This is a genomic window from Sphingomonas pituitosa NBRC 102491 (genome assembly GCF_001598435.1).
Classification (GTDB): domain Bacteria; phylum Pseudomonadota; class Alphaproteobacteria; order Sphingomonadales; family Sphingomonadaceae; genus Sphingomonas; species Sphingomonas pituitosa.
Genome location: NZ_BCYY01000008.1, coordinates 117,803 through 137,115 on the forward strand (window position 1 = coordinate 117,803; position 19,313 = coordinate 137,115).

Sequence of the window (19,313 nt, forward strand, 5' to 3'; positions counted from 1 at the left end):
CGGCGATCCCCGCCGGGCCAGCAATGAGGTTTGGCGATGAGCGGCATTCAGAGTCCCGGCGACGACGGCTATGACGCGGAAGGCTATGACGAGAGCCAGCGCGCCGAAATTCTCGAGGTGACGGGCGACGGCCCCGACGACGGTGCGCTGCTCACCGATCTCAACCCCGATCTGGGGGGCAACGAGGACGACGACGACGATCTCGACGAACTCACCATGACCGACGACGAGATCGGCGAGGAAGACGACGACGCCGACGAGGATGAGGACGATCTCGACGAGGACGACCTCCAGGACGATTTCGATGACGACGATGTCGACGAGGACGATCTGGACGAGGAACTCGACGATCCGGACGACGTGGCGCTGCGCCCCTGACGCATGACCGCATGGTGCGCGAGCTACCGCTTCGCGCACCATTGCCCGCCGGCCGAGGACCCGCTTGCGCGTCGCCCATGAAGTGTTACGATATACCGTAGCAACACAGGAGGAGAGGTCATGCGCAAGTTCGTACCCGCCGCCGAACCCATGCCGATCGGCGCGATCAACGTGACGCCGTTCATCGACGTGATGCTGGTGCTGCTGATCGTGATGATCCTCAGCATGCCGATGATGTCGCACAAGGTACCCGTCGACCTGCCGCAGGGCGGCACCTCCGCCGCCGACGACGCCACGCACCGCCTGGCGATCGATCGCGACGGCGCGCTGTTCTGGGACGGCGCCCGCCTCGCCGATGCCGCCTTGCCCGCCAGGCTGGCCGCGCTGCGCACCGACGCGGCGGTGCTGCAGCTCCAGACCGATCCCGAGGCCCGGTACGAGCGCTTCGACACGATCCTCGCCGCGATCAAGCGTGCCAACATCGCCAAGCTGGGCTTTGTCGGCAACCAGCCGCTGGCCGACTGAGGAACCCGCGCATCCGGTGGCTCGTTCGCATCGTCCCAATGTGGAAGAGACCCGGATGCGCCTGATTCCTGCCCTGCTCGCCGCCTGCTCGCTCGCCGCCTGTTCCTCGGGCCTGCCCCCGGCGGCCGAAAACAGCGCCAACGACACCAGCATGGCCGAGGTCGACCAGACCGCGCCGGCTGCGACCGAACGGGCCCCGGGCAACGAACAGCAGCTCGAGCCGCTTAGCCCGCCCGCCCCCGGCCAGCCGGGCGGCCTGCCCGACGATCGCACGCCGCTGAGCGAGGCCAGATTCACGCCGGACAGCGCACAGGGCGCCGCCAACGTCGTCCAGACCTATTACGCGCTGGTCGAGAGCGGCCGCTACGACCAGGCCTGGGCGCTGTGGAGCGACGGCGGCAAGGCATCGGGCGGCGACGCCAAGGCGTTCGCGGCACGCTTCGCGCCCTATTCCGAATATCACGCCAATATCGGCGCACCCGGCCGGATCGAGGCGGGCGCCGGCCAGCGCTATGTGACGGTGCCGGTGCAGGTCTATGGGCGGGCCAGGGCGACGGCCAAGCCCTTCTACCAGCTCGGCGAGGTGACCCTGCACCGCGCCGGCGACATCGACGGCGCCACGCCCGAACAGCGCGCCTGGCACATCCGCGCGATCAAGTTCCGGGACGATCCGGGCAAGCCGGCCCAGTGATCCTCACCTCGATGGTCAGCCGCCGATGACGTTGCGGAGCAGCGCCAGATCGGCATTGTCGACCGGCTGTCCCAGCGCATCGGTGGCATTCTCGACGGGCACGCCTGCGACGGGGGACTTTGCCACGCCCACGATGCTCACCGCGGTCCACAACACCCCGGCCGCCCAGAGCAGCGCCGCCCAGCGGCTGCGGAACAGGGCGGAGGGACGGCGCGGCAGCATGGCGCGAACCCTGCTCCCCATGGGGTGAACGCCGCGCTACGCTGCATGGTTACCGCACCGAGGATCCGTGATGCCCCGCTTCTCCCGCTCGATCACCGCGACGCCCGACGACATCGACGTGCTGGGTCATGTCAACAATGCCGTGTGGGTCGCCTGGATCCAGGACATCGCCGTCGCCCATTGGGAAGCGCTGGCGACGCCGCAGGAACAGCAAGCCTATGTCTGGGTCGTCACCCGGCACGAGATCGACTATCGCGGCAATGTCCGCGCGGGCGAGACGGTGACAGGCGAGACCTGGGTGCCGGCGCCGCCGCGCGGTGCGCGGTTCAACCGGCACGTCCGTTTCGTCGGTGCGGACGGCAAGGTGCGGGTGGAGGCAGTGACCACCTGGGCGCTGCTCGATCGCGCCGCCGGGCGGCTGCTGCGCGTACCGGCGGCGCTCAGCGACCGCTTCCTCGAGGCGCAGGACTGACGAGCCGAGTCGCAGGCACGACGAACCGTGGTTCGCGCCGCCGCCGAACTCGCGTAGGGTGCGTGCCCATGGCGTTCTCGCGTGTGTTTCCGCTGGTGGCATTGTCGCTGCCCCTGCTGCTTTCGGCCTGCATCTTCGGTAGCGGCGGCGGCGAGAAGCGGCCGGCACCTGCCCCCACCCGCCCGGCGGGCAGCCGGCCGGTCACGCTCAACCGCCCCACCCCGCGCGATACGCAGCAATGCTTCACCGATCTGTCGCGCGCCGGCGTGCGGTTCAGCGCGATGCCCGATCGCGACTATGGCGGCGGCTGCCTGGTAGAGGGCGCAGTGCAGCTGATCGACATCGGTGTGCCGGTGGGCGGCATCAAGGGCATGCGCTGCCCGCTCGCCCGCGCCTTTACCGGCTGGGTGCAATATGCCGTCGCCCCGGCGGCCAGGCAGATCCTCGGCAGCGATCTGGTGCGGGTGGATACGTTCGGCACCTATGTCTGCCGCGCCATCGTCGGCGGCACCCAGCCTGGCACCAAGCTGTCCGAACATGGCCGCGCCAACGCGGTGGACGTCTCCGGCTTCGTGCTCAGGGACGGGCGGCGGATCACCATCCTCAAGGATTGGCAGAACCAGGATCCTGCGGTCCGACGCTTCCTGGAAACGATCCACGGATCCGCCTGTAGACGTTTCGCTACCGTATTGAGTCCGAACTATAATTACGTCCATCGCGACCATTTCCACCTCGACATGGGCCGCGGGCCGTTCTGCGCCTGAGGCTTTCCAAGCGGCGCGGATGCGCCTAATCCGCCGGTAATGAGCGATACGAGAGTCCCGTCGCGCGTCTTCCGCCCTGCCCAGCAGGAAGCCGAAAGCGCCAACACCGCCACCGGCACCCCGCAGACCGAGCATCCCGCCTACCGGCTCGCCTTCCAGGACATGGACTTCCTGCTGCGCGAAGACCTGCGGCCGGTGCGCTTCCAGCTGGAGCTGCTGAAGACGCAGCTGCTGCTCGACGAAGCGAACATCGCGTCTACCTTCGTGATCTACGGATCGGCGCGAATCCCGGAGCCCGCCAAGGCCGAGGCCGTGCTGGCGCTCGCCGAAACCGAGCAGCAGAAGCGCATCGCCGAGAGCCTGGTCGCGAAGTCCAAATATTACGACGTCGCGCGCCGGCTGGGCCAGTTGGCGAGCAACTTCCCGCTCGATACCGCCGGCAAGCGGCACTTCGTCGTCACCTCGGGCGGCGGCCCCTCGATCATGGAAGCCGCCAATCGCGGCGCGCGCGACGTCGGTGCGGAGACGATCGGCCTCAACATCGTCCTGCCGCATGAGCAGGCGCCGAACCCGTATGTGACGCCCGGCCTGAGCATGCAGTTCCACTATTTCGCGCTGCGCAAGATGCACTTCCTTCTGCATGCCCGCGCCGTTGCGGTGTTCCCGGGCGGCTTCGGCACCTTCGACGAGAGCTTCGAGCTGCTGACGCTGATCCAGACCGGCAAGGTCGATCCGATTCCGGTGCTGTTCTACGGCAAGGAATTCTGGAACCGCGTCGTCAATTTCGAGGCGCTGTGCGACGAAGGCGTGATTTCGCCCCGCGACCTGAACCTGTTCCGCTTCTGCGAAACCGCCGAGGAAGGCTGGGAGATCGTCCAGGACTTCTGGCGCAACAAGGAAACGGGCCAAGGGTAATCCGGGAGCGCAGCCTCCGGCTCGCCATGCGTGGGCAATGCGGTATAGCGGCGGCATGACCGATCCGCTCATCCGCATTGCCGAAGCGCTCGAACGACTGGCCCCGCCTCCCGCCCCGCCCGCGGACCTGGAAGCGCACCCCGCCTATGTGTGGCGCGGCCGCGACATGCTGCCGGCTCGCGCCTTTGCCCCAACCCCGCTCGCGCTGCTGCAGGGCGTGGAGAAGCAGCGGGCCGCGCTCCTCGCCAATCTGGAGCGGCTCTCGGCAGGTCATGCCGCGCAGGACGTCCTGCTCTGGGGTGCGCGGGGCACGGGCAAGTCCGCCTTGGTAAAGGGCGCAGTCGCCGAGGTGCAGGCGCAGGGCGGTCGGCTCGCGCTGGTCGAGGCGACAACGACGCACTTGGACACGCTGCCCGATCTGTTCGCGCTGCTTGCCGCAACGGACCGGCCCTTCGCGATCTTCATCGACGATCTGGGCTTCGACGCCGCCGCGGACGCACGCGCGCTGCGATCGTTGCTCGAGGGCGGCGCCGAGGCGCGACCGGCGAACTGCCGCCTGCTGGTCACCTCGAACCGCCGCCATCTGCTGCCGCGCGACCTGGAGGCGCAGTCCAGCGCGATCAACCCGCGCGATTCCATCGATGACGACCTCGCGCTGGCGGATCGCTTCGGCCTGTCGCTCGGCTTCCACGTCGTCGATCAGGACACCTATGTCGCGATCGTGCGCGGCTATGCCGAAGCCCATGGGCTCGCGTTCGACGCGCAGGACGCGATCCAGTGGGCGACGCGTCGGGGCAGTCGCTCGGGGCGCGTCGCATGGCAATATGTCGTCGAGCTGGCGGGGCGGCACGGGAAACGGCTCTGACGCCGAACAAAACGCCCGACTTTTGCAGTCCCAGAAAATCATCGTCCCGTATTGGGACGGTTTCCGGGCGCGCGGGCGAACCATGGAATTTCCCGCCGCGCCTGCAGCAACGTTGTCGTAGCGAAACAAGATCATTCCTGCGCCACGCTGAAGGTATAGCTTCAGTGTAGAACGCGGATAGTTGTCCGTATTATTTGATACGACTTTCCTGCGCAGATGCGGAGCTACGCCCGAATTCCTACGAATCCACGCCGTGCCGCAAAATACATGTCTTCTTAGTTATGAAGATGAGAACATTATTGTCGGTCGAGTTCTGAAGCTTAACGTCTCGTTAACGATCACAACATTCGAGTCGCGCTGTTAAGTAAACTCGTAGGAAAGGTTACGCACATGCGTATACACACCAAGCTCGCTGCAGCTGCGGCGTTACTGTGCGTGGCAGCTCCGGCAAACGCTGCGCAGATCCTGGGCCAGATCAGCTTCACCGGGTTCGTCCGGCCGGTGGGTGCCACCACCATGGGCGCGGCGACGGGCCTGGATTTCTACAACTTCCTGTCGCCGGGCCCGACGCTGAACGATGGCGGGGTGCCGGGCACCATCTTCGCTGCGCTCGGCAGCACCGGCGTGTTCGGGGGCATCACCTGCGTGGGGCCGTGCGGCACGATCAAGGATCTGCCGAACTTCTCGGTCGGACCGATCTCCTCGTTCTTCGACCTCGGCTCGGTCATCTTCTTCGACCTCGGCTCGATCAGCTCGGTCACCCATCAGCAGGACAGCGCCGGCGGCAGCCTGAAGCTGGTCGCCTCTGGCACCTTCCGCATCGCCGGCTATGAGGACACACCCGGCCTCGTGACGCTGACGACGCAGGGCGACGGCCTGACCAGCTTCTCGGCGACGGCGCTTTCGCCCGTGCCGGAGCCGGCGAGCTGGGCGCTGATGATCGCAGGCTTCGGCATGATGGGCGGCATGCTCCGCGCGTCGCGCCGGGCGGTGCGGGTTCGCTATTCGACCAACTGAGCTTCCAGCCTCCTGAATGCGCGAACCCCGCCGGAGCGATCCTGCGGGGTTCGTCGTTTTGGAGGATCAGCCCAGGCCTTCCACCATCTCCGCCAGTTCCAGCCAGCGCATCTCGGCCGCGTCCTTTTCCTCGCGCAGCTTGGCGATGCCGTCGCTGATCGCCGCGAACTTGGCCGGATCGCGCGCATAGAGCTGCGGATCGGCGAGCGCCGCCTCGTCACGGGCGATCGTGCGGTCGATCTCCTCGATCCGCTTGGGCAGCAGCTCATAGTCGCGCTGGTCCTTGTAGCTGAGCTTGGTGCGTGCCTTGGGCGCTTCGGGCGCGGGCACGGCCGCGGCCGGCTTACTCGCCTTCTTCGCCTCGTTCCTGGGACGGCGCTTCGCCTCCCAATCGGCATAGCCGCCGACCACCACGTCCACCGTGCCGCTGCCGTCCAGCCCCAGCGTCACGGTGACGGTGCGGTCGAGAAAGTCGCGGTCGTGGCTGACGATCAGCACCGTGCCGGCGTAATCGGCGATCACTTCCTGGAGCAGATCGAGCGTCTCGAGGTCGAGATCGTTGGTCGGCTCGTCGAGCACCAGCAGATTGGACGGCCGGGCGAATTCGCGCGCGAGCAGCAGGCGCGAGCGCTCGCCGCCCGAAAGCGTGCCGATCCGCGCCTCGGCGATGCTGGGATCGAACAGGAAGTCCTTCAGATAGCCGTGCACGTGCTTGCGTACGCCCTGCACGTCGATCCAGTCGCCGCCGTCCGCCAGCACCTCGCGCACGCGCTTGTCCGGCGCCATCAGGCTGCGCTGCTGGTCGATGATGATCGCGTCCAGCGTCTGCGACAGCTTGATCGTGCCCTCGTCGGGCTGCAGCTCGCCGGTCAGCATCTTTAGCAGCGTGGACTTGCCCGCGCCGTTCGATCCGACGATGCCGATCCGGTCGCCCTTGGTGACACGGAAGGTCAGGTCCTTGATGATCGTCCGCTCGCCGAAGCGCTTCGTCACATGCTTGGCGTCGATCACCACCTTGGTCTGGTTGCCGTCCGACGCCGTGGCGAGCGCGGCGGTGCCCTGCGGTCCCTGCATCGCGGCGCGCTCCGCGCGCATGTCCTTCAGCTTGGCCAGCCGCCCCTGGTTGCGCCGCCGACGGCCGGTGACGCCACGCTGGAGCCAATGCTCCTCGATCTTGAGCTTGGCATCGAGCCGCTGGGCGTTGCGCTCCTCCTCGGCATAGACCTGCTCGGTCCACGCCTCGAAACCGCCGAAACCGATCTCGGCGCGCTTGATCGCGCCGCGATCCAGCCACAGCGTCTGCCGCGTCAGCCGGGTGAGGAAGGTACGATCGTGGCTGATGACGACGAACGCGCCCTTGTAGCGCGTCAGCCAGTCTTCCAGCCATTCGATCGCGCCGAGATCGAGATGGTTGGTCGGCTCGTCGAGCAGCAGCACGTCCGGATCCTGCGCCAGCGCGCGGGCGATGGCGGCGCGGCGGCGCTCGCCGCCGCTCGCGGTCGCGGCCTCGCGCGTCAGGTCGATGCCGAGCTGGTCGGCGATCGCCTCGGCCTCATGCTGGGCGGGCGCGTCGTCGCCGGAGAGGACATAGTCCATCAGCGTGGTGCAGCCGAGCATGCGCGGCTCCTGCTCCAGCAGGATCACGCGGGTGCCCGGCACGATCGTGCGGCGCCCCTCGTCGCTGTCGATCGTGCCGGCGATCAGCTTGAGCAAGGTGGTCTTGCCCGCGCCGTTGCGGCCGATCAGCGCGAGCCGATCACGCTCGCCCACGTGGATGTCGAGATTGCGGAAAAGCCAGCCGGATCCCTGAACGAGACCCAGCCCTTCGTAGGAAAGCACCGGAGCAGCCATGGTGCAGCACCTAGGAGGCGGCGGGCGCGCCCGCAAGCGCGCAGGTGCGCAGCGGCCGGCGTGAGCGATGCACCAATGCCACAATTGCGGAACCGCGGCTGAGCGGCATGTTCAGGGGCTATTCAATGCCCGGACCCTATGCCATTCCCATGCCGATGTTGGTCAAACCCGTTCTGATCGCGTGTCTTGCGAGCCTCGCGTTCGCGAGCCCGGTCGTAGCGCGCCCGATCGGCACGGAGCAGGATGACGGCCAGCGTGCGGCCCGCGAGCGGCGGCTTCGCGGCCAAAATCTGCCCGTGCGCGAGATCGAGCGAAGGATCATCCCGCGCATGCCGGGCGCGCAATATCTTGGGTTCGACTATGACCCCGAGCACGACGTTTACACGCTCAAGTTCCTGCGCAACGGATCGGTGATCTGGGTGGAGGTGGACGGCCATACCGGCCAGATCCTCCGCCGCATGGGCAGTTGAGCAGCTAGAAAAGGACGGGACTGCGAATGCGACTTCTGATCGTCGAGGACGAACCCAATCTCGGGATCCAGCTGCGCACCGCGCTCGAAGGCGCGGGCTATGCCGTAGACCTCGCCACCGACGGCGAGGAGGGGCATTTCCTCGGGTCTACCGAGCAGTATGACGCGATCATCCTCGACCTCGGCCTGCCCGAGATCGACGGGCTGACCGTGCTCGATCGCTGGCGCAAGGAAGGCCGCACCATGCCGGTGCTGGTGCTCACCGCGCGCGACAGCTGGTCGGACAAGGTGGCCGGGCTCGATGCCGGGGCCGACGATTATGTCGCCAAGCCCTTCCAGACCGAGGAGCTAATCGCCCGCCTCCGCGCGCTGATCCGCCGCGCCTCGGGCAATGCCTCGGCCGAGCTGACCGCCGGCGACATCCGGCTCGACACGCGCTCGGGCAAGGTCACCAAGGCCGGCGAACCGGTGAAGCTGACGGCACAGGAATACAAGCTGCTCAGCTACCTGCTCCACCACAAGGGCAAGGTGGTGAGCCGCACCGAACTGATCGAGCATATCTACGACCAGGATTTCGATCGCGATTCGAACACGATCGAAGTGTTCGTCACTCGCATCCGCAAGAAGCTGGGCGCAGACGTGATCACCACCATCCGGGGTCTCGGCTACAGCCTCGACGAATCCAGCTTCACCTGAGGCCGGGCGGGTGGACGCAGTCCTGATCGCCGGAGAGACGCCCGATGCGGCGTCCGCGACCGCCGAGGCCGATGCGCGCGGCTATCGGCCGGTGCGCGTCACCGGCTCGGTCAGCCGGCGCATGCTGCTGGTGGCGACGGCGTGGATCCTGCTGCTGCTGGTCGGCGGCGGCTATGCGCTCGACCGCGTGCTGACCAGCGCGATCACCCGCAATTTCGACGACCAGCTCGACTATCTTGTCTCCTCGATGATCGTCTCGGCCGAAGTGGGGTCGAACGGCGAGGTCGTGCTCAACCGCGAACTGGCCGACCAGCGCTTCCTCGAACCCAATTCGGGCGCCTATTGGCAGATCAGCGGCCAGGGCTTCGAGCCCTTCCCATCGCGCTCGCTTTGGGACCGCAAGCTTCGCGTCGACCAAGTCCACAACGATCGCGAGATGCATTTCTATGACAGCAACCAGTTTGCCGACCAGAAGCTGCGCATCGCCGAACGCGACCTGAAGCTGCCGGGATCGCCGGTGCGCTGGCGCTTCCAGGTGGCGGAGAGCCGCGAGGTGCTCGACGCGCAGATCGCCACGGTTCGCCGCACGCTGGTGCGCAGCTTTGCGCTGCTCGGGCTGGGGCTGGTGGCGATGGCGGCGCTGCAGACCTGGTATGGCCTCCGCCCCTTGCGCAAGGTACGGCGCGAGATCGCCAGCCTGCGCGCGGGGCGGACGCAGCGCGTCGGCGGGCCGATGCCGGCCGAAGTCGGCCCGATGGTCGACGAACTCAACGCGCTGGTAGAGCATAATGATCGCCAGGCCGAGGAGGCGCGGCGCCATGCCGGCAACCTCGCCCATGCGCTCAAGACCCCGCTCAGCGTGATCATGAACGCTGCCGCGGCGGGCCAGGAGGATCTGCCCGACACCGTGATCCGCGAGGCACGGACGATGCGGCGGCAGATCGACCACCACCTCGCCCGCGCCCGCGCCGTCGGGCGCCGCGGCAGTGCGCACAGCCGCGCCGAGGTCTGGCCATCGATCGAGGCGGTCGAGCGCGCGGTGGCGCGGCTCTACCCCAATGTCCGCATCGACGTGGACGGGGTGAAGGATTCGGTCGCGCATATCGAGCGCCAGGACCTGGACGAGATCCTCGGCAACCTCGTCGAGAACGCAGCCAAATATGGCGGCGGCAGCGTGTTCGTGACGGCGCGGCTCGACTCGGGCTTCGTCGAGATCATGGTCGAGGACGACGGTATCGGCATTCCCGAGGCCGACCGCATCCGCATCTTCGATCGCGGCGTGCGGCTGGATACCGGCAAGCCCGGCACCGGACTCGGTCTCGCCATCGTCCGCGACGTCGCGGAAATCTACGGCGGCACCGTCAGCCTGGAGGAAAGCGAAGATCTCGGCGGCCTGCTCGTCCGCCTCCGCCTGCCCGCCGCGGGCTGAGGCTCAGGCAGGCTCGACCGCGCGCATCGCCTCCGCCGCGATTTCCAGGCTGCGCTTGCGGGCCTGGTGATCGAACATCGCGCTGGTCAGCATCAGCTCGTCGGCCTGGGTGCGCGCGATGAAGGCATCGATCTCGCGGCGCACCTTGGCCGGGCCGCCGATCGCCGAGGCGGACAGCACATGGTCGAGCACCGCATTGCCCTGCGTGCCCAGGCTCTCGCGATAGCCGCGCACCGGCGGGGGCAGCTGAATGCCGCGGCCGGTGGTGCGAATCGCAACGAACGCCTGCTGCTGCGAGCTGGCCAGATACTCGGCCTCCTCGTCGGTATCGGCGGCGAACACGTTGAAGCCGAGCATCACGTGCGGCTTGGCGAGCACCTCGGACGGGCGGAAGTTGCGGCGATAGACCGTGATCGCCTCGTCGAGCAGGCCGGGCGCGAAATGCGACGCGAAGGCATAGGGCAGGCCCAGCGCGGCGGCGAGCTGCGCGCCGAAGGTGCTGGAGCCCAGGATCCAGAGCTTCACGTCCGCGCCCGCACCAGGCGTCGCGCGAACGCCGGTGCGGCCGTCGTCCGCGAAATAGCTTTGCAGCTCCATCACGTCCTGCGGGAATTCGTTGCCGTCGCTGCCCAGGTTGCGGCGAATTGCTGCGGACACGCGCTGATCCGAACCTGGCGCTCGCCCCAGGCCCAGATCGATGCGGCCCGGGAACAGCGCGTCGAGCGTGCCGAATGCCTCCGCCACCTGCAGCGGCGAGTGGTTGGGCAGCATGATGCCGCCGGCGCCGATACGGATGGTGCTGGTGGCATGGCCGACATGCGCGATCACCACGGCGGTCGCGGCGCTGGCGATGCCCTCCATGCCGTGATGCTCGGCCATCCAGTAGCGCTGGAAGCCCAGCCGTTCAGCATGGGCGGCGAGATCGGCGGCGTTGGCAAGTGCCTGGGACACGGTGCCGCCCTGGACGACGGGCACCAGATCGAGCAGCGAAAAAGCAGTCATGGAAGGAATGTGGGGAGCGCGGGCGTGGCTTGCCAGAGGGTTGGGCGCGGCCCGCTCCCGCACATGCGCGTCCGGGCCATGCCCTTCCAACTGCCGTCATCCCGGCGAAAGCCGGGATCCACTCGCCTCTCGGCATCAGCAAGCGCCGTGACGGAGACCCCAATGGTTCCCGGCTTTCGCCGGGGTGACGAGGATTTGGTCCAGCGACAGCCCTCTCCCCGCCGACGAGGAGGATGTGCCCGCTCACTCCGCGGGCAGCACCCCGTCGTCGCCGGGCTTGTGGTCGATCGCGCCGGGCGTGCCCACCGGTCCCAGCACACGGCTGCCGTCGTCGCCCGGGCGATAGGTGAGCAGCCGCCGCGAGAGCCGCGGGCCGAGCCAGCCTTCGAGGCCCACCGCTAGGCTGAACAGCGCGGGCACGATCACCAGCGTGAGCAGCGTCGAGACGATCAGGCCGCCGATCACCACCACGCCCATCGGCGCGCGGAACGACGAGTCGCCGTTGAGCGACAGCGCGGTCGGCACCATGCCCGCCACCATCGCGATGGTGGTCATCACGATCGGCTGGGCGCGCTTGCGGCCGGCATCGACGATCGCCTCCAGCTTGGGCACGCCCTTCTCCATCTCCTCCAGCGCGAAGTCGACGAGCAGGATCGAGTTCTTGGCGACGATGCCGAACAGCATCAGCATGCCGATATAGACCGGCAGGCTCACCGGCATGCCGAGAATCGCGAGCATGATCAGCCCGCCCAGCGGTGCGTTGAGCAGCGAGCCCATGTTGACGATCGGCGAGACGAAGCGGCGGTACAGCAGCACCATCACCGCGAAGACCAGGAAGATGCCCGAGGCCAGCGCGATGATGAAGTTCTGGATCATCTCGCCCTGCCACTTTGCCTGGCCGACCGTCATCTCGGCCACGCCAACCGGCAGCTGCTTCATGATCGGGAGATTGTGGATCTCCTTCATCACGTCGCCCGAGACATAGGGCTTGCCCGTCGCAGGGTTCATCGCAAGGTCGGCGCCCACCACCAGGCGGCGCTGCAGGTTGAGGCGCTCCACCTTGGTCGGGCCTGCAGCGAAGCGGATGTCCGCCACCGCCGAGAGCGGCACCGAACCGCCGGTCTGGGTCTGCACGCGCATGTTCTGGAGCGTGTCGAGCTTGGTGCGCGAATCCTGATCGAGCGCGACGCGGATCGGGATCTGACGATCGGACAGCGAGAATTTCGCGCTGTTCTGCTCGATGTCGCCCAGCGTCGCAACGCGGATCGCGTTGGAGAGTGCCGCAGTGGTGACGCCTAGATCGGCGGCGAGGTCGAGCCGCGGCGAAATCACGATTTCCGGCCGCTGCAGGTCGCCCGAGATGCGCGGCGCGACGAGCGACTTCAGCCCCTCCATCTGCTTCATCAGGGTGAGTGCCGTCTTGTTGAGCAGTTCCGGATCCTCGCCGCCCAGCGTGATCGTCAGGTCCCGCCCCGACGAGCCCCAGCCGAACTGCGAGCGGAAATTCACCCGCGCATCGGCGATGGCGAGCAGCTTGGGCGCCACGCGCTTCTCGAACTCGGTGCTGGTTTCCTTGCGCTCGGCACTCTTCTTCTCCGCCAGGTCGGCAGTGACGCGGCCATTGCCTACCGAGGTGCGGGCATAGGTGTGCTGGACCCCCGGTTCGGCGCGCAGGATCGTGGCGACCTGCTGGACGACGCGGTCGGTCTGTTCGAGCGTGGTGCCCGGCACCATTTCGATCGTCGCGGTCACGCTGTCCTGGTCCTGCGCCGGCTGGAAGGTCTGCGGCATGCCGACCAGCAGGCCGATGGTGCCGGCGAGCGACAGCACATAGGCGAGGATCGCCACCCAGCGGTGCATCAGCGTCCATTCGAGCAGGCGGACATAGATGCGCATCATCAGCCCGCCGCCATGTTCGGCATGGCCGTGCGCCTTGAGGAAATACGCCGCGATCATCGGCGTCAGCATGCGCGCCACGGCCAGCGACATCAGCACCGCCGCCACCACGGTGAGCCCGAAATTCTTGAAGAACTGGCCCGAGATGCCCGGCATCAGGCCCACCGGCAGGAACACCGCGACGATCGACATGGTGGTGGCGAGCACCGCGATGCCGATCTCGTCGGCCGCGTCGATTGATGCCTGATACGCCGATTTGCCCATGCGCATGTGGCGGACGATGTTCTCGATCTCCACGATCGCATCGTCGACCAGCACGCCCGCGACCAGGCTGAGCGCGAGCAGCGTCATCTGGTTGAGCGTGAAGCCCATCATGTCCATGAACCAGAAGCTGGGGATCGCCGAGAGCGGAATCGCCAGCGCCGAGATCACCGTCGCCCGCCAGTCGCGCAGGAACAGGAACACGACGATGACGGCGAGCACCGCGCCCTCGATCATCGCTTCCATCGCGGTATCGAACTGCTCCTTGGCGTATTTGCTGCTGTTGTCGAGCAGCTCGAAATGCACCTTGGGATTGTTCTTCTCGAGCGCCTGCAGCTTCTTCTGCGTTTCCTCGAAGATGGTGACGTCCGAGGCGCCCTTGGCGCGCTGGATGTCGAACGAGATCACCGGATGCCCGTCATAGCGCGCGAAGTTGCGGCGCTCGGCAAAGCCGTCCTTCACCGTCGCGATATCGGCCAGCCGCACGGTGCGGCCGCTGCCGGTCGCGATCTGGCTCTGGCCCAGCGTATAGGCGTCCTTGGCATTGCCGACGACGCGCAGCGATTGTTCGAAGCCGGAAATCTGCGCGCGACCGCCTGCGGCGTTGAGGTTCACCTGGCGGAGCTGCTGGTTCACCTGGCTCGCGGTGAGGCCGTAGCTCGCAAGCTTCACCGGATCGAGCACGACGCTGACTTCGCGGCTGACGCCGCCGTTGCGCTGTACTGCCGCCATGCCGCTGATCGACAGCAGTTCCTTGGAGACGGTGTTGTCGATGTACCAGGAAAGCTGCTCGACCGTCATGTCGGTGGCGGTGGCGGTGAAGCTGGCGATGTCGTTGCTGCTGGCGCTGTCGACGCGGCCGACCTGCGGCTCCAGGATGCCGTCGGGCAGATTGCCGCGGATCTGCTGGATCGCGCTGCGCACGTCTTCCACCGCGCGGTCGATCGGGGTGCCGATCGCCAGCTGCACCACCGTCTGGGTGTTGCCTTCGGAAACGGTCGAGTTGATCTCGTCGATGCCCTGCAGGCTGCGGACGGCGGATTCGACCTTCTGGGTGATCTGCGTCTCGAGCTCGCTCGGCGCGGCGCCGGGCTGGCTGATCGAGATCCAGACGATCGGGAAGTCGATGTCCGGGCTGTTGTTCACGTCCATGCGGCTGAAGCTGACCAGCCCGGCGATGGTGAGGAACAGGAAGAGGACGATCGGCGGGACCGGGTTGCGGATGGCCCAGGCCGAGATGTTGCGAAAGCTCATCGCGCCGATCCCTTACTTCTTCTGGAGCTGGGGTATGACCTTCTGGCCCGGGTTGAGGAACGCGCCCGCAGTCATCACCACGCGCTCGCTGCCGGTCAAGCCGCTGGTGATGCGAACGCCCTGATCGGACACGTCACCGGTCTTCACCTCGCGGCGCACCGCCTCGTTCTTGTCGTTCAGGACGTAGACATAGGTGCCCAGCTGATCGCTCTGCACCGCCGACTGCGGCAGGATCACCGACGTCGCCGAGCCGGCGACGATGCGCGCGCTGGCGAAGCCGCCGGGCCGGAGCGCCGGATTATAGGGCAGCGCGATGCGGGCGATGCCGAGCCGGCTGGTCGGGTCGATCACCGGCGAAACCTGCCAGACCTGGCCCTTGAAACTGGTCTGCGCGCCGACCGGCGTCACTTCCGCCGGCGCACCGACGTGCAGCTTCTGGACATCGGCTTCGGAAAGCTGGGTGCGCAGTTCCAGCTGGCCGTCCATCGCCATGCGGAACAGCGTGCCCGAGCCCGAGCTGACGATCTGGCCGGGCTCGATCTGGCGCGAGAGCACCAGGCCTGCTTCCGGCGCGCGGATATCGAGCCGGCGGTTGCGCGCCTGGGTTTCGGCGAGCTGCGCCTTGGCAACGCGGACGCGGGCGAGCGCCTGATCCCGCGCGGCGGTTTTCTGGTCGATATCGGCGCGAGAAATAAAGCCGTTTCCGACCAGTTTCTCGGCACGTTCGAGGTTCGACTGGGCGAGCTTCGCATCCGCCTCGGCGACGCGAATCTGCGCGGCCAGCGATTCGGCGGTCTGCGACTGCACCGAACGATCGACCGTGGCGAGCACCTGCCCCTTCTGCACCCAGCTGCCGGCATCGACCAACACCCGGGTAACGATGCCGCCCTCCCCGGCGACGCCCACGGGCATTTCGCGCTTGGCGGCGAGGCTGCCATTACCGGTGACGATCGTGGAGATGGTCTGCTGCCCCGGCGCCGACACCGTGACGGTCAGCAGCTGGCTCTGGTCCTTGCCGCCCTTGGCGACCGGCAGCTTCTTGTCGGAGGCACGCCCCATCAGCAAGAAGGCCATGATCACGACCAGCGCGAATGCGCCGAGGCCGATCCACAGCCACCGCCGCCCGCGACGCGCCGGTTCCCCCTCGAAACCGAGCTGCTCCTGCCGATCCAACATCCCTGCCTCGTAGTTCATGCGCCCACCTCGTTCGGGACGCATGCACGTCCCAGGTCGCACTGTATTATAGGAATATATCACCCGCCACAAGGCCGGTGTAGCAACGCGTGGCGGAATGCCCGGTTGCATGCTCGAACGCAAGTGACAGCAAAGAAAATGTGAAGCTCCTGCGGGAGCTTGCAAGTAATACCAATCGTTTGTCTCTCCCGGTTCGTTCAGCCTGCGTTCGTGCGCAGGCGTCGACAAGCCGGTGCATCGAGACGACGAAAACCACAGGAGGAACGTCCCCATGATCCGTACCCTGCCGCTCGCGGCGATGCTGGCGCTTGCCGCCGCGCCCCAAGCCTTCGCCCAGGCGCAGACCGTCGGGCAGCCGATCCCGGCGGACGGCACCGTGCTCGACATCGTCGCCGAGGGCGCGAGCACACGCGTGCCCGACCTGGCACTGATCCAGGCCGGCGTCGTCACCACCGCCACCACGGCGGGAGAAGCAATGCAGCAGAATTCCGCACGAATGGCCGCGGTGCTGGGCGCGCTGCGCAAGGCGGGCATCGCCGAACGCGACCTGCAGACCAGCGCGGTCAACCTCGCGCCGCAATATCGCTATCAAGAGAACAAGCCGCCCGTGATCACCGGCTACCAGGCTTCCAACCAGCTGACGGTCCGCTTCCGCGACGTCGCGAAGAGCGGGACGATCCTCGACGCGCTGGTCGCACAGGGGGCCAACAACATTGCCGGACCCAACCTGACGCTGGCGGACGAGGAGGGCGCGCTGGACGAGGCGCGACGCGACGCGATCACCAAGGCCAAGGCGCGCGCGACGCTCTATGCGCAGGCGGCGGGACTCAAGGTGGATCGCATCCTGCTGATCTCCGAAGCCGGAAGCGCGCCGCTACCGCAGCCGATGCCGATGCTGATGCGTGGCAAGGCGATGATGGCGGAGGCCGATACGGCGATCGTGCCCGGCGAGCAGAAGGTCACCGCCAGCGTCTCGGTGCGCTTCCTTCTGAAATGATCCGGACATGAAAAAAGGGCCGCCCTGGAAGGGGCGGCCCTTTTTGAAGGCTGGTCTGAGCGGATGCTTAGCGCACCGCGCCGCGACGCACCAGGTTGACGATCGCCAGCAGGATGACTGCACCCACCAGCGAGACCAGGAAGGTCATCGGGGTGATCACGCCGCTGTTGATGTTGCCGCCGAACAACAGTCCGCCAACGAAGGCGCCGACGATGCCGACGACGATGTTCAGGAAGACACCCTGCTGGGCATCGGTACGCATGATGATGCTCGCAAGCCAACCGACGACGCCGCCGATGACGAGCCAAATGAGAAAACCTACCATTCGTCCCTCCTTTACTTGCCCGGCGACCCGGGCGACGTAGAGGGAAATCCGCAAATGGTCAGATTGGTTCCGTCACGATATTTTGCGTTGTCAAGGGAACTTCGAACGACCGCTTCGAAAATCAGAACTTCTGCTGGCGTTCATAGAGCGAGCGGTAATGCTGGATGCGAGTGACGCGCAGGCCCGGCATGCCGGAACGATCGATCGCGCGCTGCCAGCCGGCGAATTCCTCGACGGTGAGTCCATAGCGATCGCACACCTCGTCCACGGTCAGCAGCCCGCCATTGACGGCGGCGACGACCTCGGCCTTGCGCCGCACTACCCAGCGGGTCGTGTTCGGCGGCGGCAGCGAGTCCAGGGTCAGCGGCTCGCCGAGCGGGCCGATCACCTTTGCAGGACGGATCTTCTGGTTCTCAATCATCTACCAACCTCATCGGGGCCGGCCGCCCCTGTTACGCAACCGTGAAACGACTTTTACCGGCCTGCCTTGAACATCGGCTAAAATGGCAAGGTAAACGCGCGCTTCACGCCTCTCCCCACTGGTGAAGCGCGGTTGCGACGGCGCGATGGAAACAACCATCGACCGGCGCGAGCAGCGCTGCCACGGGGAGCGGCATCGAAAGCCGGGTCTGGATTCGCGCGGTCGGGCTGGCGGCTTGCCGGCTCGTCACCATCGCCATCAGCACCGCCAGCCCCGTGGGGAGCATCGCGGAGGCCAAGTCGCGGTTCGGATGGGCAAAACTCAAGTCCACCAATGCGTTTCCAGTCGTCCTTCGTGCCCGCAGTATAGGCCCGCACTGCTGAAAGGGCCGTAAAGGCGCTGAAAACCTGCGCTTAACTTCCGTGTCTGGCAGGTTTCCAAATACCCCGGGTGGCATCCGGAGCGGGCCTGCCCTATCTGGGCGGCCATGAACCCCGGTGATTTCCAGCTTGCCGAGCCGCTTTCCGGGCGGCGTATCGTCGTCGCCATGTCCGGCGGCGTCGATTCCTCCGTCGTCGCCGCGCTCGCCGCGCGCAGCGGTGCGGAAACGATCGGCATCACGCTCCAGCTCTACGACCATGGCGAGGCGGTGGGCCGCGCCGGCAGCTGCTGCGCCGGCCGCGACATCCGCGACGCGCGCGCGGTGTGCGACAAGCTCGGGATCGCGCATTACGTGTTCGACCATGCGAGCAGCTTCCAGACCCAGGTGATCGACGATTTCGCCGACGAATACCTGGCCGGCCGCACGCCGATTCCGTGCGTGAAGTGCAACATGGGCCCGAAGTTCACCGACCTGTTCGCGCTCGCCCGCGATCTGGGCGCGGACTGCCTCGCCACCGGCCACTATGTCCGCCGCGCGATGGGCCTGCACGGCGCCGAGCTGCACCGCGCCGCCGATCCGGCGCGCGACCAGAGCTATTTCCTGTTCGCGACGACCGCGTCGCAGCTGGATTTCCTGCGCTTCCCACTGGGAGGCCTACCCAAGCCCGAGGTGCGCGCGCTCGCCGCGGAGCTGGGCCTGGGCGTCGCCGGCAAGCCGGACAGCCAGGACATCTGCTTCGTTCCCGACGGCGACTATGCCACCCTGGTGAAGAAGCTGCGCCCGGAAGCCGAGGCAGGGGGCGACATCGTCGACGAGACCGGCGCCAAGCTGGGCGAGCATCGCGGCCTGATCCATTTCACCGTCGGCCAGCGCCGCGGGCTGGAAATCGGCGGCGCCCCCGAACCCTATTACGTGCTGCGACTGGAGCCGGAGACGAAGCGCGTGGTCGTAGGCCCCCGCCGCGCCCTGGCCGTGGCGGCGGCACGGCTGGAAGCGATCAACTGGCTGGGCGGCGACTATCAGGGTCCGATGACGGCCAAGGTCCGCAGCCTCGCCAAGCCAGTACCGGCGCGGATGGAAGGAGACCGCGTCCTGTTCGAAACGCCCGAATATGGTGTGGCGCCCGGCCAGGCGGCGGTGCTCTATGCCGGCGATCGCGTGCTGGGCGGCGGCTGGATCGCAGCAACGGAGCGGGCAGCGGCGCTGGCGGCATAACCCGTTCAGGCGAAAGCTTTTCCGGACGGTTCATCGGGAAACGAAGATCTGCAGCTTGACCCGTTCCGGTTT

The 19,313-nt window shown here is 67.1% G+C and carries 21 protein-coding genes; 13 read left to right on the forward strand and 8 right to left on the reverse strand.

Annotated features, from left to right (window positions below):
* Positions 1–36 precede the first annotated feature (36 nt).
* The 3 genes from SPI01S_RS08885 (at position 37) to SPI01S_RS08895 (ending at position 1,594) form a co-directional block, all read left to right on the forward strand.
* Complete coding sequence (locus SPI01S_RS08885) at positions 37–378, forward strand: DNA primase (RefSeq protein WP_066721296.1); 342 nt, start codon at positions 37–39, stop codon at positions 376–378.
* A gap of 120 nt (positions 379–498) precedes the next feature.
* Positions 499–903 (forward strand): ExbD/TolR family protein, encoded by a 405-nt coding sequence (locus SPI01S_RS08890; RefSeq protein ID WP_066721299.1) that lies wholly within the window; start codon positions 499–501, stop codon positions 901–903.
* Positions 904–958: 55 nt separating this feature from the next.
* On the forward strand, positions 959–1,594 hold the full coding sequence (locus SPI01S_RS08895) for a hypothetical protein (RefSeq protein WP_066721300.1): 636 nt from the start codon (positions 959–961) through the stop codon (positions 1,592–1,594).
* A 15-nt stretch (positions 1,595–1,609) separates the two neighbouring features.
* Here SPI01S_RS08895 and SPI01S_RS08900 read toward each other — a convergent pair whose 3' ends face one another.
* The gene (locus SPI01S_RS08900) at positions 1,610–1,816 is read right to left on the reverse strand and encodes a hypothetical protein (protein ID WP_157084616.1); all 207 of its coding nucleotides are present in this window, start codon (positions 1,814–1,816) and stop codon (positions 1,610–1,612) included.
* 70 nt (positions 1,817–1,886) lie between these two features.
* On the opposite strand from SPI01S_RS08900, the gene SPI01S_RS08905 reads away from it, so the two are divergent.
* The 5 genes from SPI01S_RS08905 (at position 1,887) to SPI01S_RS08925 (ending at position 5,849) form a co-directional block, all read left to right on the forward strand.
* Complete coding sequence (locus SPI01S_RS08905; RefSeq protein WP_066721304.1) at positions 1,887–2,288, forward strand: acyl-CoA thioesterase; 402 nt, start codon at positions 1,887–1,889, stop codon at positions 2,286–2,288.
* 68 nt (positions 2,289–2,356) lie between these two features.
* Positions 2,357–3,052, forward strand: coding sequence for an extensin family protein (locus SPI01S_RS08910; protein ID WP_066721306.1), 696 nt, complete (start codon positions 2,357–2,359; stop codon positions 3,050–3,052).
* Between the two features lie 39 nt (positions 3,053–3,091).
* Complete coding sequence (locus SPI01S_RS08915; protein WP_066721307.1) at positions 3,092–3,967, forward strand: LOG family protein; 876 nt, start codon at positions 3,092–3,094, stop codon at positions 3,965–3,967.
* A 55-nt stretch (positions 3,968–4,022) separates the two neighbouring features.
* Complete coding sequence (locus tag SPI01S_RS08920) at positions 4,023–4,832, forward strand: ATP-binding protein (RefSeq protein WP_066721491.1); 810 nt, start codon at positions 4,023–4,025, stop codon at positions 4,830–4,832.
* Between the two features lie 390 nt (positions 4,833–5,222).
* Entirely contained in the window at positions 5,223–5,849 is a 627-nt protein-coding gene (locus SPI01S_RS08925; RefSeq protein WP_245653522.1) for a PEPxxWA-CTERM sorting domain-containing protein, read from the forward strand.
* A gap of 66 nt (positions 5,850–5,915) precedes the next feature.
* On the opposite strand, the gene SPI01S_RS08930 is transcribed toward SPI01S_RS08925, so the two are convergent.
* On the reverse strand, positions 5,916–7,700 hold the full coding sequence (locus SPI01S_RS08930; protein ID WP_066721309.1) for an ABC-F family ATP-binding cassette domain-containing protein: 1,785 nt from the start codon (positions 7,698–7,700) through the stop codon (positions 5,916–5,918).
* A gap of 107 nt (positions 7,701–7,807) precedes the next feature.
* Here SPI01S_RS08930 and SPI01S_RS08935 point away from each other — a divergent pair, with 107 nt between their 5' ends.
* The 3 genes from SPI01S_RS08935 to SPI01S_RS08945 all read left to right on the forward strand — a co-directional run bounded on the left by SPI01S_RS08935 (position 7,808) and on the right by SPI01S_RS08945 (position 10,294).
* Positions 7,808–8,170 (forward strand): hypothetical protein, encoded by a 363-nt coding sequence (locus SPI01S_RS08935; RefSeq protein WP_245653523.1) that lies wholly within the window; start codon positions 7,808–7,810, stop codon positions 8,168–8,170.
* Between the two features lie 26 nt (positions 8,171–8,196).
* On the forward strand, positions 8,197–8,865 hold the full coding sequence (locus SPI01S_RS08940; protein ID WP_066721311.1) for a response regulator transcription factor: 669 nt from the start codon (positions 8,197–8,199) through the stop codon (positions 8,863–8,865).
* A 121-nt stretch (positions 8,866–8,986) separates the two neighbouring features.
* Positions 8,987–10,294 carry a sensor histidine kinase gene (locus SPI01S_RS08945; RefSeq protein WP_066721497.1) on the forward strand — a complete coding sequence of 436 codons (1,308 nt, stop codon included), beginning with the start codon at positions 8,987–8,989 and terminating at the stop codon, positions 10,292–10,294.
* A gap of 3 nt (positions 10,295–10,297) precedes the next feature.
* On the opposite strand, the gene SPI01S_RS08950 is transcribed toward SPI01S_RS08945, so the two are convergent.
* From SPI01S_RS08950 to SPI01S_RS08960, 3 genes are all read right to left on the reverse strand, one after another.
* Positions 10,298–11,296, reverse strand: a complete 999-nt coding sequence (locus SPI01S_RS08950) for an LLM class flavin-dependent oxidoreductase (protein WP_066721313.1) — start codon at positions 11,294–11,296, stop codon at positions 10,298–10,300.
* Positions 11,297–11,539: 243 nt separating this feature from the next.
* The gene (locus tag SPI01S_RS08955; protein ID WP_066721315.1) at positions 11,540–14,707 is read right to left on the reverse strand and encodes an efflux RND transporter permease subunit; all 3,168 of its coding nucleotides are present in this window, start codon (positions 14,705–14,707) and stop codon (positions 11,540–11,542) included.
* Positions 14,708–14,719: 12 nt separating this feature from the next.
* Positions 14,720–15,901 carry an efflux RND transporter periplasmic adaptor subunit gene (locus SPI01S_RS08960; RefSeq protein WP_066721317.1) on the reverse strand — a complete coding sequence of 394 codons (1,182 nt, stop codon included), beginning with the start codon at positions 15,899–15,901 and terminating at the stop codon, positions 14,720–14,722.
* Positions 15,902–16,172: 271 nt separating this feature from the next.
* Between SPI01S_RS08960 and SPI01S_RS08965 the strand changes: the two genes are divergently transcribed.
* Positions 16,173–16,898, forward strand: coding sequence for an SIMPL domain-containing protein (locus SPI01S_RS08965; protein WP_066721319.1), 726 nt, complete (start codon positions 16,173–16,175; stop codon positions 16,896–16,898).
* 67 nt (positions 16,899–16,965) lie between these two features.
* On the opposite strand, the gene SPI01S_RS08970 is transcribed toward SPI01S_RS08965, so the two are convergent.
* From SPI01S_RS08970 to SPI01S_RS08980, 3 genes are all read right to left on the reverse strand, one after another.
* Positions 16,966–17,223, reverse strand: a complete 258-nt coding sequence (locus SPI01S_RS08970; RefSeq protein WP_066721321.1) for a GlsB/YeaQ/YmgE family stress response membrane protein — start codon at positions 17,221–17,223, stop codon at positions 16,966–16,968.
* A 121-nt stretch (positions 17,224–17,344) separates the two neighbouring features.
* Positions 17,345–17,644: a CtrA inhibitor SciP gene (gene sciP / locus SPI01S_RS08975; RefSeq protein ID WP_066721323.1), complete on the reverse strand. Its 300-nt coding sequence runs from the start codon at positions 17,642–17,644 to the stop codon at positions 17,345–17,347.
* Between the two features lie 103 nt (positions 17,645–17,747).
* Entirely contained in the window at positions 17,748–17,975 is a 228-nt protein-coding gene (locus SPI01S_RS08980) for a hypothetical protein (protein ID WP_245653524.1), read from the reverse strand.
* Positions 17,976–18,131: 156 nt separating this feature from the next.
* On the opposite strand from SPI01S_RS08980, the gene mnmA reads away from it, so the two are divergent.
* The gene (gene mnmA, locus SPI01S_RS08985) at positions 18,132–19,241 is read left to right on the forward strand and encodes a tRNA 2-thiouridine(34) synthase MnmA (protein ID WP_066721325.1); all 1,110 of its coding nucleotides are present in this window, start codon (positions 18,132–18,134) and stop codon (positions 19,239–19,241) included.
* Positions 19,242–19,313: the final 72 nt, after the last annotated feature.